The following is a 16125-nucleotide window of genomic DNA, read 5'->3' as shown; positions in this document are numbered from 1 at the left end:
AAATCTGGCAAACGGGTTTTTCATCGCGGTTTCCGTGTGTTTTTTACGAAAAATAACATTAAGCGCGGGGCTATTCAAGCAGATAGCAATTTTGGATTTGTTTGACCGAGGTAAAAGGATTTTTTGTAAAACTCTGTTATGATAAAATTCAAAATATATGAACATTATACAGGCCGTCTGAAAAAATTGCCTGAACGGAAGTTTTCAGACGGCCTGCAAACACAGCCACCATCGGAACCAAAACCATGATTACCATCCTTTATTTCGGTGTTTTAAAACAATCGCTTCAAACCGAACGCGAGCAAATCGAGTGGACGGGCGGCAGCGGGCGCGATCTGCTGGCGCTGCTGCGCGCGCGGGGGGCGGATTGGGAAGCGGCGCTGGCGGAGGGAAAAGTGTTCCGTCTGGCAATTAACCAACAAATCGCCGCTTGGGACGAAACCGTTCCCGACGGCGCGGAAGTCGGCCTGCTGCCGCCGGTTACGGGAGGCTGAAATGCAGCCGATTATCCGCATTCAAAACCAAGATTTCTCGCTGCAAACCGAATACGACGCGCTGTTGGCCGCCGGCGGCAACACCGGCGCGGTGGTCGGCTTTACCGGGTTGGTACGCGACCACGATACCGATACCCGCCTTTCGGCGATGTTTCTCGAACACTATCCCGGCCTGACCGAAAGCGAAATCGCGCGCATCATTCAGACGGCCTCAAGCCGCTGGCCGCTGACGGGCTGCACGGTTATCCATCGCGTAGGCCGTCTGAATGCCAATGAGCAGATTGTGTTGGTACTGGCGGCGTCGGAACACCGCAAAGCCGCGTTTGCCGCCGCCGAATTCATCATGGATTATTTGAAAACCGAAGCGCCGTTTTGGAAAAAAGAAATTTTTTCAGACGGCCTCGAAAGCTGGGTGGAAGCCAAAAAGACCGACCAAACGGCATTGGAAAAATGGAGCAGCGCATGAGCATCTACGCATTGGTATTGGCCGGCGGGCAGAGTAAGCGCATGGGCGGCGAAGACAAAGGACTGGTGGAATGGCACGGCAAAGCGCTTGTCGATCACGTTATCGAACGCATCCGCCCGCAGCTCGACTACATCGCCATCAGCGCCAACCGCAACCTCGAGCGTTATTCCGAACGCAGTCCGCACGTTTTTTCCGATGCGCGCCAATGGCAGCATCTCGGCCCGCTGGCCGCGCTCTGCACCGCCGCCAACGATTTGCAGCTCGCCAAAGCCGACTGGCTGCTGATTGTCTCCTGTGATATACCCAAACTGCCGCGCAATCTGGTTGCCTGTTTTCTCGAAGCCGCACGGCGCTCGCCGCTTTGCAACGCATTTTATGTGCAGACGCCCGAGCAGCAGCATTACAGCGTGATGTTTATCCGCCCGCAGATTCTGCAAAGCGCCGTACCCTACCTTTACGCCGGAATGCGCACCATACGCGGCTGGCTTCAACAGCAGCGCGCCCGCGCCGTTGCCTTTGACGCCGACGCGGATTTCGACAACTACAACACCCCGCAAGATTTGGAGAAAGCCCTGCCATGATTGATTTCGACACCGCCAAAGTGCAGCTTTTGGCCGGCTGTGAATGCCGTCTGAAAACCGAAACCCTGCCGCTGGCCAAAGCCGCCGGACGCATCCTCGCGCAAACGCTGTCCGCCAGATATCCCAGCCCGATGTTTGACAACAGCGCGATGGACGGCTACGCCGTCTGCGACCCTTCAGACGGCCTGCGCGAATTTACCATCGTCAGCCGCATTCAGGCCGGCGATACCGCCGAAACCCCGCTTGCCGCGGGCGAAGCCGTGCGCATCTTTACCGGCGCGCCGCTGCCGCCCAATACCACCGCCGTCGTCATGCAGGAGCAAACCGAAACCGACGGCAATCTTTTGCGTGTAACCGCCGACATCAAAGCCGGCCAAAACATGCGCCTGAAAGCCGAAGAAATCCAAGTCGGCCAAACCCTGCTCGCGCAAGGCAGCAGACTCAACACCGCCGCCTCAGGCTTGGCTGCCTCACAGGGTTACGCCGAAGTGGAAGTTTATAAGTCATTAAAAGTATTGGTGTTTTCCACTGGAAACGAGCTGGCCGAACCGGGTAGAGCACTTTCAGACGGCCAAATCTACGACGCCAACCGCTACCAGCTCATTGCCTGGTTGCAATCGCTGGGCGCAGAAGTCTGCGACGGCGGCATCATTCCCGACGACCCCGCCAAAACCGAAGCCGCGCTGAAAAATGCCGCCGAAAATTTCGACGCCGTCATTACCAGCGGCGGCGCTTCCGTCGGCGAAGCCGATTACCTCAAACAAACCGTCGAACGCGCGGGCGAACTGACTTCCCACTCCGTCGCCATCAAACCCGGCAAACCTTTCGCCTGGGGGCGCATCGGCCGCGCCGACATCTTCATCCTGCCCGGTAACCCAGTCGCTGCTTTCGTGACTGCCCATATGCTGCTGTTGCCCGCCTTAAACAAAATGGCCGGCGGCAACGGCGACGGTTTGCAAGAAATCCGTACCACCGCCGCGTTTACCACCAAAAAAGCCATCAAACGCCGCGAATTCCTGCGCGTCGTCTTGACAAACGACCACAAAACCACCGCCCGCCTGCTCCCCAATCAAGGCAGCGCCATGCTTGCCACCTGCTGCGAAGCCGAAGCCCTGTGCGAAGTGCCCGCGGGGGAAACGGTAAACGAGGGGGATTTGGTGAGGATTTATCTGTTGCCGAAGTAGGGTTTTGTTTAAATGAAAAAAAGGCCGTCTGAATTAATTTTCAGACGGCCTTATAGATGCTCGGGGAGGATATTTACGGGTGATTGATAACGATTTGGATGACATTCAACAAAACAGTCGGATTTAGGGTAAGGATAAATCCGGTTTTTTTGATGCGTTGATTTGCTGAAATTAAAAAGTTTAAAGCAGTTCGGCCAAGCGTTTGACAATTTCTTCCGCGGCCTGCTGTTTGCTGCTTTCGGGAAATGAAGTTTCCTGTGCATCATCAATAAGGGTAATTTGGTTGGTCGCTTTTCCCATCGTTTGAGAAACTTGGTTCGCCACCAGCATCGGAATGTTTTTGCGCAGGCGCTTGGCGCGGGCGTATTCCAAGACGTTTTCGCTTTCTGCGGCAAAACCGACGCAGAAAGGCGGATTCGGCAGGGCGGCGACGGAAGCGAGAATGTCGGGGTTTTCCGCAAGCTCGATAACGGGTGGCGTGCCCGAACCGTCTTTTTTCAGCTTTTGGCTGCTGCTGTTTTTGACTTTATAGTCGGCGACGGCGGCTACGGAAATGAATGCGTCTTGCCCGCCGATATGCTTGTGTACCGCCTGATACATGGTATCGGCGCTGATGGCCTGTTCGGCATGGTAAAGCGCGGCGGGTAGGGCGGTTTGCAGTTGTCCGTAAATCAGTGTCACTTCCGCACCGGCGGCACGACAGGCGCGGGCGAGGGCCATGCCCATTTGTCCGCTGGAAATATTGGTGATCCCGCGCACGGGGTCGATGGCTTCGAAAGTCGCGCCTGCGGTAATCAGAATCTTTTTGTTTTGCAGGCGTTTTTCCGTCCATAAGTCGGGCAGCAAGTCGGCGAGTTCGGCAGCCTCAAGCATCCGCCCGACGCCGGTTTCACCGCAGGCTTGTTCGCCTGAAGCGGGTTGGAAAACGGTAATGCCGTCTGAAATCAGTTGTTTGATATTTCGTTGGTTTGCGGGGTTGTGCCACATTTCTACATTCATCGCAGGCGCAACCGCCATCGGACATTTGCGCGCGACGGCAAGATTGGTCAGCAGATTGTCGGCAATGCCGTTGGCGGTTTTGGCAATGGTATTGGCGGTGGCAGGCGCAATCAGAAAAATATCGGCTTCGCGCGTCAGGTTGATGTGTGCCATGCCGTTGCCACCTGATTCGTTGTGATGCGTATCGGTCAAAACGGGATTGCCGCTCAAAGCCTGAAACGTCAGCGGAGCTACAAATTCAGCCGCCGAACGGCTCATGGCAACGGTAACGTTGTGCCCCTGCTTTTTCAGTAGGCGGACGAGTTCGCAGGATTTATACGCTGCAATGCCGCCGCTTATGCCTAATAGGATGTGTTTGTTGTTCATTTAATATATAGTACGTTGGAAATTGCTGAAAAACGGCCAAATCATAGCACGGATTTTTTATCGTGGAGATTAACTGGGAAATCCGGTTTGGCTGCTTATTCTAAGAAATTTTAAAAAATGGAAATTTAAATTTCTTTTAAAACATAAGTTTCCTAGTTTTTGTAAAATAATTTTGAAATTATGGTTGACGCTGAGTGGTGGGGGTGTGTATAGTTCGGTTCTTCGCTGCTTTTGCAGCGGTTTTTTCGGGCCGGAGTTTGGTCCGGAAGCGTTCTTTAACAGTACAGATTACCGATAAGTGTGGGTGCTTGGGCCCCACACTGTTTGAAAGACAGGCAAGAAAAAAATCTTGTCGGTTTCTTTGAAGCAGACCAGAAGTTAAAAAGTTAGAGATTGAACATAAGAGTTTGATCCTGGCTCAGATTGAACGCTGGCGGCATGCTTTACACATGCAAGTCGGACGGCAGCGGGGGAGTGCTTGCACTTCTGCCGGCGAGTGGCGAACGGGTGAGTAATGCATCGGAACGTACCGAGTAGTGGGGGATAACTGTCCGAAAGGATGGCTAATACCGCATACGCTTTGAGAAGGAAAGCGGGGGATCGCAAGACCTCGCGCTATTCGAGCGGCCGATGTCTGATTAGCTGGTTGGTGGGGTAAAGGCCTACCAAGGCGACGATCAGTAGCGGGTCTGAGAGGATGATCCGCCACACTGGGACTGAGACACGGCCCAGACTCCTACGGGAGGCAGCAGTGGGGAATTTTGGACAATGGGCGCAAGCCTGATCCAGCCATGCCGCGTGTCTGAAGAAGGCCTTCGGGTTGTAAAGGACTTTTGTCAGGGAAGAAAGGGTTTGGGCTAATACCCCGGGCATATGACGGTACCTGAAGAATAAGCACCGGCTAACTACGTGCCAGCAGCCGCGGTAATACGTAGGGTGCGAGCGTTAATCGGAATTACTGGGCGTAAAGCGGGCGCAGACGGTTCGTTAAGCAAGATGTGAAATCCCCGGGCTCAACCTGGGAACTGCGTTTTGAACTGGCGGACTAGAGTGTGTCAGAGGGGGGTAGAATTCCACGTGTAGCAGTGAAATGCGTAGAGATGTGGAGGAATACCGATGGCGAAGGCAGCCCCCTGGGATGACACTGACGTTCATGCCCGAAAGCGTGGGTAGCAAACAGGATTAGATACCCTGGTAGTCCACGCCCTAAACGATGTCAATTAGCTGTTGGGGCACTTGATGCCTTAGTAGCGTAGCTAACGCGTGAAATTGACCGCCTGGGGAGTACGGTCGCAAGATTAAAACTCAAAGGAATTGACGGGGACCCGCACAAGCGGTGGATGATGTGGATTAATTCGATGCAACGCGAAGAACCTTACCTGGTCTTGACATGTACGGAATCCTTCGGAGACGGAGGAGTGCCTTCGGGAGCCGTAACACAGGTGCTGCATGGCTGTCGTCAGCTCGTGTCGTGAGATGTTGGGTTAAGTCCCGCAACGAGCGCAACCCTTGTCATTAGTTGCCATCATTAAGTTGGGCACTCTAATGAGACTGCCGGTGACAAGCCGGAGGAAGGTGGGGATGACGTCAAGTCCTCATGGCCCTTATGACCAGGGCTTCACACGTCATACAATGGTCGGTACAGAGGGTAGCCAAGCCGCGAGGTGGAGCCAATCTCACAAAACCGATCGTAGTCCGGATTGCACTCTGCAACTCGAGTGCATGAAGTCGGAATCGCTAGTAATCGCAGGTCAGCATACTGCGGTGAATACGTTCCCGGGTCTTGTACACACCGCCCGTCACACCATGGGAGTGGGGGATACCAGAAGTAGATAGACTAACCGCAAGGAGGTCGTTTACCACGGTATGCTTCATGACTGGGGTGAAGTCGTAACAAGGTAGCCGTAGGGGAACCTGCGGCTGGATCACCTCCTTTCTAGAGAAAGAAGGGGTTTTGGCATCCACACTTATCGGTAAACTGTATAGAAGATGCAGGACGGTACCGCATGGTACGGTCAAGGACCTTGGGTTTGTAGCTCAGCTGGTTAGAGCACACGCTTGATAAGCGTGGGGTCGGAGGTTCAAGTCCTCCCAGACCCACCACAAGACGGCAGCCGGAAGGTAGTACACTGGGGGCATAGCTCAGTTGGTAGAGCACCTGCTTTGCAAGCAGGGGGTCATCGGTTCGATCCCGTTTGCCTCCACCATTACTTCCCAAATCAAAGCAGATTGAAGAGTCTGTTTTGATTTGCGGAGTAGATGGCAATATCGAACGCATCGATCTTTAACAAATTGGAAAGCCGAAATCAACAAACAAAGACAATGTCGGTTTGATTTGAAGATTCTGTTTGCAAAAGCAGGCAGGTTGGAGAAGCAAACCACAGTATTTGGGTGATGATTGTATCGACTTAACCCTGAAACACAAAAGGCAGGGTTAAGACACAACAAGCAGTAAGCTTTATCAAAGTAAAGACTTCAAGCCAAGTTGCCTAGTCAACGGGAACGAAAGCGGAGTCAGAGAGGTTCTTGAAATGATAGAGTCAAGTGAATAAGTGCATCAGGTGGATGCCTTGGCGATGATAGGCGACGAAGGACGTGTAAGCCTGCGAAAAGCATCGGGGAGCTGGCAATAGAGCTATGATCCGGTGGTGTCCGAATGGGGAAACCCACTGCATTCGGTGCAGTATCCCTACCTGAATCCATAGGGTAGGAGAAGCGAACCCGGAGAACTGAACCATCTAAGTACCCGGAGGAAAAGAAATCAACCGAGATTCCGCAAGTAGTGGCGAGCGAACGCGGAGGAGCCTGTATACGATAGCCGTTGAGATAGAAGAACAAGCTGGGAAGCTTGACCATAGTGGGTGACAGTCCCGTATTCGAAATTTCAACGGTGGTACTAGGTATACGAAAAGTAGGGCGGGACACGTGAAATCCTGTCTGAAGATGGGGGGACCATCCTCCAAGGCTAAATACTCATCATCGACCGATAGTGAACCAGTACCGTGAGGGAAAGGCGAAAAGAACCCCGGGAGGGGAGTGAAACAGAACCTGAAACCTGATGCATACAAACAGTGGGAGCGGACAAGTTCCGTGACTGCGTACCTTTTGTATAATGGGTCAACGACTTACGTTCAGTAGCGAGCTTAACCGGATAGGGGAGGCGTAGGGAAACCGAGTCTTAATAGGGCGACTAGTTGCTGGGCGTAGACCCGAAACCGAGTGATCTATCCATGGCCAGGATGAAGGTGCCGTAACAGGTATTGGAGGTCCGAACCCACGCATGTTGCAAAATGCGGGGATGAGCTGTGGATAGGGGTGAAAGGCTAAACAAACTCGGAGATAGCTGGTTCTCCCCGAAAACTATTTAGGTAGTGCCTCGAGTATGAGACTGATGGGGGTAAAGCACTGTTATGGCTAGGGGGTTATTGCAACTTACCAACCCATGGCAAACTAAGAATACCATCAAGTTGCTCCTCGGGAGACAGACAGCGGGTGCTAACGTCCGTTGTCAAGAGGGAAACAACCCAGACCGCCAGCTAAGGTCCCAAATGACAGATTAAGTGGTAAACGAAGTGGGAAGGCCCAGACAGCCAGGATGTTGGCTTAGAAGCAGCCATCATTTAAAGAAAGCGTAATAGCTCACTGGTCGAGTCGTCCTGCGCGGAAGATGTAACGGGGCTCAAATCTGTAACCGAAGCTGCGGATGCCGCAAGGCATGGTAGGGGAGCGTTCTGTAGGCCGAAGAAGGTGTGTTGTAAAGCATGCTGGAGGTATCAGAAGTGCGAATGTTGACATGAGTAGCGATAAAGCGGGTGAAAAGCCCGCTCGCCGAAAGCCCAAGGTTTCCTACGCAACGTTCATCGGCGTAGGGTGAGTCGGCCCCTAAGGCGAGGCAGAAATGCGTAGTCGATGGGAAACGGGTTAATATTCCCGTACTTTGATTCAATGCGATGTGGGGACGGAGAAGGTTAGGTTAGCAAACTGTTGGAATAGTTTGTTTAAGCCGGTAGGTGGAAGACTTAGGCAAATCCGGGTCTTCATAACACCGAGAAGTGACGACGATTGTCTACGGACAAGAAGTAACCGATACCACGCTTCCAGGAAAAGCCACTAAGCTTCAGTTGGATCAGAACCGTACCGCAAACCGACACAGGTGGGCAGGATGAGAATTCTAAGGCGCTTGAGAGAACTCGGGAGAAGGAACTCGGCAAATTGATACCGTAACTTCGGGAGAAGGTATGCCCTCTGACGTGAAGGACTTGCTCCGTAAGCGTTGGAGGGTCGCAGAGAATCGGTGGCTGCGACTGTTTATTAAAAACACAGCACTCTGCTAACACGAAAGTGGACGTATAGGGTGTGACGCCTGCCCGGTGCTGGAAGGTTAATTGAAGATGTGAGAGCATCGGATCGAAGCCCCAGTAAACGGCGGCCGTAACTATAACGGTCCTAAGGTAGCGAAATTCCTTGTCGGGTAAGTTCCGACCCGCACGAATGGCGTAACGATGGCCACACTGTCTCCTCCCGAGACTCAGCGAAGTTGAAGTGGTTGTGAAGATGCAATCTACCCGCTGCTAGACGGAAAGACCCCGTGAACCTTTACTGTAGCTTTGCATTGGACTTTGAAGTCACTTGTGTAGGATAGGTGGGAGGCTTAGAAGCAGAGACGCCAGTTTCTGTGGAGCCGTCCTTGAAATACCACCCTGGTGTCTTTGAGGTTCTAACCCAGGTCCGTGATCCGGATCGGGGACCGTGCATGGTAGGCAGTTTGACTGGGGCGGTCTCCTCCCAAAGAGTAACGGAGGAGTTCGAAGGTTACCTAGGTCCGGTCGGAAATCGGACTGATAGTGCAATGGCAAAAGGTAGCTTAACTGCGAGACCGACAAGTCGAGCAGGTGCGAAAGCAGGACATAGTGATCCGGTGGTTCTGTATGGAAGGGCCATCGCTCAACGGATAAAAGGTACTCCGGGGATAACAGGCTGATTCCGCCCAAGAGTTCATATCGACGGCGGAGTTTGGCACCTCGATGTCGGCTCATCACATCCTGGGGCTGTAGTCGGTCCCAAGGGTATGGCTGTTCGCCATTTAAAGTGGTACGTGAGCTGGGTTTAAAACGTCGTGAGACAGTTTGGTCCCTATCTGCAGTGGGCGTTGGAAGTTTGACGGGGGCTGCTCCTAGTACGAGAGGACCGGAGTGGACGAACCTCTGGTGTACCGGTTGTGACGCCAGTCGCATTGCCGGGTAGCTAAGTTCGGAAGAGATAAGCGCTGAAAGCATCTAAGCGCGAAACTCGCCTGAAGATGAGACTTCCCTGAGGGTATAACCCTCCTGAAGAGCCGTTCGAGACCAGGACGTTGATAGGTCGGGTGTGGAAGCGCGGTAACGCGTGCAGCTAACCGATACTAATTGCTCGTGAGGCTTGACTCTATCATTTGAAGAATTTCAGAGATAAAAGCTTACTGATGATTTGATCATCACCATACAGTTGATTTGCCAATCCTGAGGGATTGCGGCTTTACCGGTTTGTACAGTTTAAGTTTGGCGGCCATAGCGAGTTGGTCCCACGCCTTCCCATCCCGAACAGGACCGTGAAACGACTCAGCGCCGATGATAGTGTGGTTCTTCCATGTGAAAGTAGGTCACTGCCAAACACCCATTCCCAGCCCCCGACGATGTCGGGGGCTTTGTTTTTGGACGGAGCAAACGGTGGAGAAAACAAAGAGAGGGTGCAAAAGAGGCGATGCAGGGGAGGCGGATAAGAGCGGGTAAGGGGTAGCCGATGGGGGAGGAAGGGGTTGTGCTGTCAGTCAGGAAAGGGAGGGCTGTAGGAAGGGAAAGTGAGTGAGAAGAGAGTGAGGGGCGGACGGGAATGCAGATAAGGGAAAAAGACAAACGGTTCCGGTGTTGTTCGGATGAAACATTTGATGACTATAAATGCCACGATAATCAGAAAGGGTTTAAAACGGCGTGGAAAGTTATTTATCATAACGACTGGTGCATCGGTGCAGCCGCGGAAAAACAGCCGGCGGTTGGGCGGATGCGGTGAGTGTTTGGACATTACGGATTTCACAGGAAACGGAAAAAAATCATGAAAAAATTCATTTTTGCTGCGGTAGCGGCATTGGGTACAGCGCTGTCGCTGGCGGCAGTCAACATCAATACTGCGGGTGAGGCCGAGCTGGAAACGCTGCCGGGTGTGGGTCCGGCCAAAGCGAAGGCGATTGTGGCCTACCGTAGTCAGCACGGACAGTTTAAGAGTGTGGACGAGCTGAAGAACGTCAAAGGCATCGGCGAAGGCATTTTTGCGAAGCTGAAGGCCGAGGTGGCGGTTGGCGGTGCGCCTGCGAAGAAGGCAGCCGTACCGGCAGTGAAACAGCCGGTGGTGAAGAAATAGGGCAGATCCTGCCGGAGGCCGTCTGAAACCGGAAACGGGGTCGGGCGGCCTTTGCTGCATCTGCGGGACGGAAAAAAGGTCAAAGTTCCGGTAGTCGGTTAGAAATACGGAATACCTGATGCCGTCTGAAACGGTTCAGACGGCAACCGAAGTTATTTCCATGTCTGTTATAGTAAAACGGCACACGGCAAAGTAGACAAAAGGGAAACAATGAAACAGATTCATCCGCAAACACGGCTTTCCGGCTTTACCTTGACGGAACTGTTGGTCACGCTGGCCATTACCGGCATTTTGGCGACGGTTGCCTATCCGCTCTATCGGGATCATGTCCGTGCTGCGAATCTGCGGGCTGCCCATGCGGCGCTGTTGGAGAATGCGCAGTTTATGGAGCGGTTTTATGCGCAGCGGGGGAGTTTTAAGGCGAATTCGACGACCTGGCCGGAGTTGCCGGTTAAGGAGGCGGGCGGATTCTGTATCCGTTTAAACGGAAATCCGCGTGGGGCGCGGGCGGATAAGTTTATGCTGAAGGCGGTGGCGAAGGATCATGAGGGCGAACCGCGGGTGCTGAAGCTGGACGGGGGTTTGTCGGCGGTGTTGTGCGGGCGTTCGGACAGCCGGTGTACGGACGGGAAGGCGTATTTCGGCGGGGGCGGGGATAAGGAGTGCCGGCCTTTCGGGTAAAGCCTTGGATGAAGGTGGGGGGCTTTGTAAAAAACAGCCCAAAACGGGTACCCCCGTTTTAGACCGGTAATTTCTACGGCTTACGTCTATATTTAAATATGCTATGCTTAATTTTTTTATACTTACAACGCAGGCATTCTGCCGTTGAGCAAATACTGGATGGTTTCCTGAACGGTGCGGATGGCCTGGCCGAACGGCAGCGGGTCTTTTCCACGGAAAAACAATCCTTTATCCACTTCACCGCGGAAGGCGGCGGAGAGCTGGATATCGATACAGAATTGCCCTGCTTTCGGCAGGCCGTCGCGTAGGCCGCAACTGGTGAGGCAGTTCAGCCCCTGCGTGCAGCGGCGCGGGTCGGCTTTGGCGGCAGATTGCAGTTTGGTTTCGCGTTTGATGTAGCTGTCGAGGAATTTGGTGCGCACGCCGCGAGCGGGTAGGCCGGCCACCGACATGAATTCGACCACTTTTTCCGTTTCCGCGCCGGCCAACGTTTTTTTGAAATTTAAGTGCGCATCGCCTTCTTCGGTCACGGCAAAAGCGGTGCCGATCTGCACGGCGTTTGCGCCCCAAGTTTTCAGCGCGGTTTTGACTTTTTCAAAATTCGCCATGCCGCCGGCGAGAATCAGCGGGATTTTTTCGCTTTCCAAACCGAGGTTTTTAAACACTTCCATCGTCTCTTCAATCACGCGCTTGAAGTCGAATTTGGCGTCGTTCACGCCGTCCACCGTCGCCGCACCCAAATGGCCGGCGGCGTGGGCGGGGTGTTCGATCACAATCGCGTCGGGCAGAATGCCTTTTTTCATCCAGCGTTTCAGCACGATATTGATGCCGCGTGATTCCGACAAAATCGGCAGCAGCGCCACATCTTTGTGGAAACCTTCGGTCATCTCAGGCAGATCCAGTGGTAGCCCTGCACCCATCACAATCGCATCTGCGCCCGATTCGCAGGCTTGGCGGACATACGCAGCATGGTCTTTCAGCGCCTTCATCACGTTCACCGCAATCAGGCCGTTGCCCGCCGAATTTTCGCGCGCTTTTTGGATTTCGCGGTCGAGCGCGATACGGTTGAGTTTTGTGTATTTTTCTTCGTTCGGATTGATTTTGGACTCGGCCAGCAAGTCGTCGTGAAGATGGCGCAAATCCACGCTGGCGATTGTGCCAATGCCGTTTTCACGCGCTACTGCGCCCGAGAGGCGTGAGGCGGAAACGCCGACACCCATACCGCCCTGAACGATGGGAATCAGGGATTTTCCGCGGATATTCAAGGGGGCGAAATCGTGTTGCATTGGGAGTTTCCTTTGTCGGGTAAAGCAGGTTTGAAGTGTATGCAGGAAGTGTGTTTTGAACTTTTAGGAATTATACTCTAAAAATGACAAAAATTAGAGTAAAAATATAGTTTTTTAGTCTTAATAATAGAAAAGATAAAGAAATTAATCAGTTAGAGGGAAACAAGACGGGTCGTAATTTTTGAAAAGATCTGAGATTTCTATTTCTGCTTTTTTCGGCTGATTTTGTGTTACCGATACACCGCAGCCTACGGTTTTTGAAATAATTGAAATGCCGTCTGAAGTTTTCAGACGGCATCTGTTTTTGTTCCGCAAACCTTAAAACTAGCTCACGATCCAAACGGTCAGCAGCGTCAGCACAATTGTAATCGCACAGCCGATTTTGGCGATGGTGCCGATGATGAAGCCGATAAACGTGCCCAGCCCGACTTTGCCGGCTTTGAGCATATCGCGCCGTGTGAGAAATTCACCGACGGCTGCGCCGGTAAGCGGGCCGAGCAGTAGGCCGGGGAGGGAGAAGAATGCGCCGACGATGCCGCCGGCGAATGCGCCGCGCACTGCCAGTTTGCTCGCGCCTGTATATTTCGCGCCCAGCATGCCGGAAACGTAATCCATCGCGGTGCCGACGGCGGCAACGACGGCGAGGAAAATCAGCGTGGTTTGTCCGAAGATTTGGTAATCACCGACGTAGGCAATCAGCCATGTGCCGCCGAACATCAGGCTCAAGCCGGGAATGGCGGGGTAGATGATGCCGAGCAGGCCGACGAGGATGGCAATCAGGCCGAGGGTGATGAGGATGGCGGTCATGGGTTTTCCTTTGTGCGGTGGGTTTTTCAGACGGCCTTTGTCGGCGGTTGGAAACTTTACTCTATTTGGGTTCGCCCGATAAAAATCCGAGCCTTTGCGCCTGGATTTTACATTTTCTTGCTTGGCGGATTACATTGAGCAACCGTTTTTCGGTTTGCTGGCGAGGATGTTGATGACTTTGCGTTCGGGCTTGGTTTCGATGTGCACTTCGCTGTCGTCCGTGCCGTCTGAAAAACGCTTGGGGACGCTTTCGCTGTCAAACGCCAAATCGCCGCCGTGTTTCAAGTTTTGCCCGCGCTCGAGACCGACGAAATCGAAGAGTTCGGTGTCGGCCAGATGCGAGGGAACGACGTTGCGCAGGGCGGAAAACATGGATTCGATGCGGCCGGGGTAGCATCTGTCCCAGTCGCGCAGCATGTCGCCGATGACTTGGCGCTGGAGGTTGGGCTGCGAGCCGCAGAGGTTGCAGGGGATGATAGGAAATTCTTTCATTTCGGCGTAGCGGATGAGGTCTTTTTCTTTCACATAAGCAAGCGGTCGGATGACGATGTGTTCGCCGTTGTCGGAAATGAGTTTGGGCGGCATGGCTTTGAGTTTGCCGCCGTAAAACATGTTTAAAAATAAGGTGGCAAGGATGTCGTCACGGTGGTGGCCGAGCGCGATTTTGGTGGCGCCCAGCTCTTTGGCGGTGCGGTAGAGGATGCCGCGGCGCAGGCGGCTGCACAGCGAACAGGTGGTTTTTCCTTCGTCGAGCACGCGCTTGACGGTGGAGTAAGTGTCTTCTTCGACGATTTTGTAATCGACGCCGATGCTTTCGAGGTATTCGGGCAAAACGTGTTCGGGGAAGCCGGGCTGTTTTTGGTCGAGGTTGACGGCAACCAGCGAAAATTCAATCGGGGCGCTGGCTTGGAGCTGGCGCAGGATGTCCAAAAGCGCGTAGCTGTCTTTGCCGCCGGAGAGGCAGACCATGATTTTGTCGCCCGGCTCGATCATGTTGAAATCGTTGATCGCATCGCCAACGGCGTGGCGCAGGCGTTTGCTGAGTTTGTTGTTTTCTAATTCCTGTTTGGTTTTTTTGGACATGGCGGGTAGGGATAATAGGTCGTTTGGAAAGGCGTTATTTTAGCGTAAAACAGGGTGGGGCTCGGGGAAAGTTGCAGGCCGTCTGAATAGATCGATGATTATCGGAAGTTTCAGACGGCCTGAAATCTTTGTTGAAAAATCAAGGCGTAAACGCGGACAAAACCGGTTTTAAAAGGTTTTTCACCCAAGCAGATATTCTGCCGCCCGATAAAGCCGCAGCGGCACGTTTTCAAAATGCCCGCCGGCGTTTAATTCAAACACACATTCAACGCCTTGCTGCTGCCAGTTTTGCTGCGTGGCGAGGGTGGCGGTTTCGACAACCGCCATGCGCGGATTTTTGCTGTTTTTTTCTTTGTCGCCGACGGAAAAACAGGCTTTCTGCGGCAGGGGGGAGAGCGGATTTGTCTGTATAAAATCCGTCCAGCCGTCAAACCACAGTGAGCCGGAAACGGAGGCGGTGCGGGTAAAAACATGGCTGCGGTAGGCGGCGTAGGCAGCAAAGAGACCGGCCAGCGAATAGCCGAGAAGAGCGTTCCATTGCGGTTTCAGACGGCCTGTTTCCAGCGCCTGCGATAAGGCGGTTTCAGTCAGCCATTGCAGATAAGCGTCTGCGCCGCCGCTAAAATCGGGTGCTTTTTTAAACGCGGCCGGCGCAGGCCACGGCGTGAAAGCGTGTTCCCACAAGGGTTCGTCCACCGCCAATAGCGCGGCTTTGCCGTCAATCAACGCGGCAAGTGCGTCGGCTTCCTGCGGGGTGAGGAAGGTGAGGAACAGCGGCAGTTCGGGCGATTGCGGCGGGTAGAGGGCAAGGGTTTTACCGTCGGATTCAAAGGTTTGTTTGTTCATGAGGTAAGCGGTTTTTTGTAAAAAGGCCGTCTGAAAACATAGGGATAGAAGTTTTCAGACGGCCTGTTTTATACGGTTTGTTTGCGTTTGCCGAAATAGACAAAACCAATCGCACCCAAAACAATCATCGGCACGCTCAGCCATTGGCCCATCGATAATTCCAGCGTGAGCAGGCCGAGGTAGTCGTCGGGCTGGCGGGCGAATTCGGCGATGAAGCGGAAAAAGCCGTAACCGCCCAAAAACAGCGAGGCGACTTGGCCGTCGGGGCGCGTTTTTTTGGAGAATACCCACACCAAAATAAAGAGGCAGACACCTTCAAGGGCAAACTGGTAGAGCTGAGAGGGGTGGCGCGGCAGCATGCCGTATTGCTCCAACCACAGCGTCCATTGCGGGTTGTGCGCGGCAGCGGTCATGTCTTCGTAACGCGCCTGCGGGAAGCCCATCGCCCAGAAGGCGTTGATGTCGGTCACGCGCCCCCAGAGTTCGCCGTTGATGAAGTTGCCGATGCGGCCGGAAGCTAAGCCCAACGGCACGAGCGGGGCGACGAAGTCCATGACTTTCAAGGTGCTCATGTGGTGTTTGCGGGCAAACAGAATCATGGCGGCGACGACGCCGAGAAAGCCGCCGTGAAACGACATTCCGCCTTCCCAGACTTTGAAAATGGCCACGGGATCGGCGAGGTAGTCGGAAAATTTGTAAAACAAAACATAGCCGATGCGCCCGCCAAGGATGACGCCGAGGATGCCCCATGTGAGGAAGTCGTCCAACATTTCTTTGGTAAACAAGGTATTGCCCTGCGCGATGCGGCGGCGGCCGAGCCAGATGAAGAGGATGAAGCCGACGATGTAGCTCAAGGCATACCAACGCACGGCCAGCGGGCCTGCACTGAAAACGATAGGGTCAAACTGCGGGTGTATCATCATGATGGGGGTGTCCTTT

Annotated in this window: 12 protein-coding genes, 2 tRNA genes and 3 rRNA genes; 11 read left to right on the top strand and 6 right to left on the bottom strand. The window is 53.6% G+C overall.

Going from position 1 to position 16125, the window contains the following annotated elements:
* Nucleotides 1-245 precede the first annotated feature (245 nt).
* From BG910_RS12040 to BG910_RS12025, 4 genes are read left to right on the top strand one after another with little or no spacing between them, the layout of a single operon-like run.
* Nucleotides 246-494: a MoaD/ThiS family protein gene (locus BG910_RS12040; protein ID WP_089037052.1), complete on the top strand. Its 249-nt coding sequence runs from the start codon at nucleotides 246-248 to the stop codon at nucleotides 492-494.
* A gap of 1 nt (nucleotide 495) precedes the next feature.
* Entirely contained in the window at nucleotides 496-960 is a 465-nt protein-coding gene (locus tag BG910_RS12035) for a molybdenum cofactor biosynthesis protein MoaE (RefSeq protein ID WP_089037051.1), read from the top strand.
* Complete coding sequence (gene mobA / locus BG910_RS12030) at nucleotides 957-1541, top strand: molybdenum cofactor guanylyltransferase MobA (protein WP_089037269.1); 585 nt, start codon at nucleotides 957-959, stop codon at nucleotides 1539-1541. Before BG910_RS12035 ends, mobA begins: the two co-directional genes overlap by 4 nt.
* Nucleotides 1538-2725, top strand: a complete 1188-nt coding sequence (locus BG910_RS12025; protein WP_089037050.1) for a molybdopterin molybdotransferase MoeA — start codon at nucleotides 1538-1540, stop codon at nucleotides 2723-2725. Before mobA ends, BG910_RS12025 begins: the two co-directional genes overlap by 4 nt.
* 180 nt (nucleotides 2726-2905) lie before the next feature.
* Here the strand turns inward: BG910_RS12025 and coaBC are convergent, their stop codons facing one another.
* On the bottom strand, nucleotides 2906-4090 hold the full coding sequence (gene coaBC / locus BG910_RS12020) for a bifunctional phosphopantothenoylcysteine decarboxylase/phosphopantothenate--cysteine ligase CoaBC (protein ID WP_089037049.1): 1185 nt from the start codon (nucleotides 4088-4090) through the stop codon (nucleotides 2906-2908).
* 395 nt (nucleotides 4091-4485) lie between these two features.
* Between coaBC and BG910_RS12015 the strand changes: the two genes are divergently transcribed.
* The 7 genes from BG910_RS12015 (at nucleotide 4486) to BG910_RS11985 (ending at nucleotide 11164) form a co-directional block, all read left to right on the top strand.
* Nucleotides 4486-6026 (top strand): 16S ribosomal RNA (locus BG910_RS12015).
* Between the two features lie 90 nt (nucleotides 6027-6116).
* Nucleotides 6117-6193 (top strand) — tRNA-Ile (locus BG910_RS12010).
* Between the two features lie 28 nt (nucleotides 6194-6221).
* Nucleotides 6222-6297: transfer RNA gene (locus tag BG910_RS12005), tRNA-Ala, on the top strand.
* Between the two features lie 331 nt (nucleotides 6298-6628).
* Nucleotides 6629-9516: ribosomal RNA gene (locus BG910_RS12000) — 23S ribosomal RNA — on the top strand.
* A 110-nt stretch (nucleotides 9517-9626) separates the two neighbouring features.
* A 5S ribosomal RNA gene (rrf, locus tag BG910_RS11995) occupies nucleotides 9627-9740 on the top strand.
* Together the 16S, 23S and 5S rRNA genes with 2 tRNA genes alongside form the textbook arrangement of a ribosomal RNA operon.
* A gap of 437 nt (nucleotides 9741-10177) precedes the next feature.
* Nucleotides 10178-10483 carry a ComEA family DNA-binding protein gene (locus BG910_RS11990; protein ID WP_089035781.1) on the top strand — a complete coding sequence of 102 codons (306 nt, stop codon included), beginning with the start codon at nucleotides 10178-10180 and terminating at the stop codon, nucleotides 10481-10483.
* A gap of 210 nt (nucleotides 10484-10693) precedes the next feature.
* Nucleotides 10694-11164: a type IV pilin protein gene (locus BG910_RS11985; RefSeq protein WP_089035780.1), complete on the top strand. Its 471-nt coding sequence runs from the start codon at nucleotides 10694-10696 to the stop codon at nucleotides 11162-11164.
* A gap of 122 nt (nucleotides 11165-11286) precedes the next feature.
* On the opposite strand, the gene BG910_RS11980 is transcribed toward BG910_RS11985, so the two are convergent.
* From BG910_RS11980 to lgt, 5 genes are all read right to left on the bottom strand, one after another.
* Nucleotides 11287-12450, bottom strand: coding sequence for an NAD(P)H-dependent flavin oxidoreductase (locus tag BG910_RS11980; protein ID WP_089037048.1), 1164 nt, complete (start codon nucleotides 12448-12450; stop codon nucleotides 11287-11289).
* A 324-nt stretch (nucleotides 12451-12774) separates the two neighbouring features.
* Nucleotides 12775-13257: a DUF456 domain-containing protein gene (locus BG910_RS11975; RefSeq protein WP_089037047.1), complete on the bottom strand. Its 483-nt coding sequence runs from the start codon at nucleotides 13255-13257 to the stop codon at nucleotides 12775-12777.
* Nucleotides 13258-13386: 129 nt separating this feature from the next.
* Nucleotides 13387-14340 carry a tRNA 2-thiocytidine(32) synthetase TtcA gene (gene ttcA, locus BG910_RS11970; protein WP_089037046.1) on the bottom strand — a complete coding sequence of 318 codons (954 nt, stop codon included), beginning with the start codon at nucleotides 14338-14340 and terminating at the stop codon, nucleotides 13387-13389.
* A 180-nt stretch (nucleotides 14341-14520) separates the two neighbouring features.
* Nucleotides 14521-15186: an alpha/beta hydrolase gene (locus BG910_RS11965; RefSeq protein ID WP_089037045.1), complete on the bottom strand. Its 666-nt coding sequence runs from the start codon at nucleotides 15184-15186 to the stop codon at nucleotides 14521-14523.
* A 68-nt stretch (nucleotides 15187-15254) separates the two neighbouring features.
* On the bottom strand, nucleotides 15255-16109 hold the full coding sequence (gene lgt, locus BG910_RS11960; protein WP_089037044.1) for a prolipoprotein diacylglyceryl transferase: 855 nt from the start codon (nucleotides 16107-16109) through the stop codon (nucleotides 15255-15257).
* Between the last annotated feature and the right edge of the window lie 16 nt (nucleotides 16110-16125).

Origin of the sequence: Neisseria chenwenguii (genome assembly GCF_002216145.1) — a bacterium.
Taxonomy (GTDB): domain Bacteria; phylum Pseudomonadota; class Gammaproteobacteria; order Burkholderiales; family Neisseriaceae; genus Neisseria; species Neisseria chenwenguii.
Note: the sequence above shows the minus strand (reverse complement) of the source record. Positions and strands in the feature narration are given on the sequence as shown.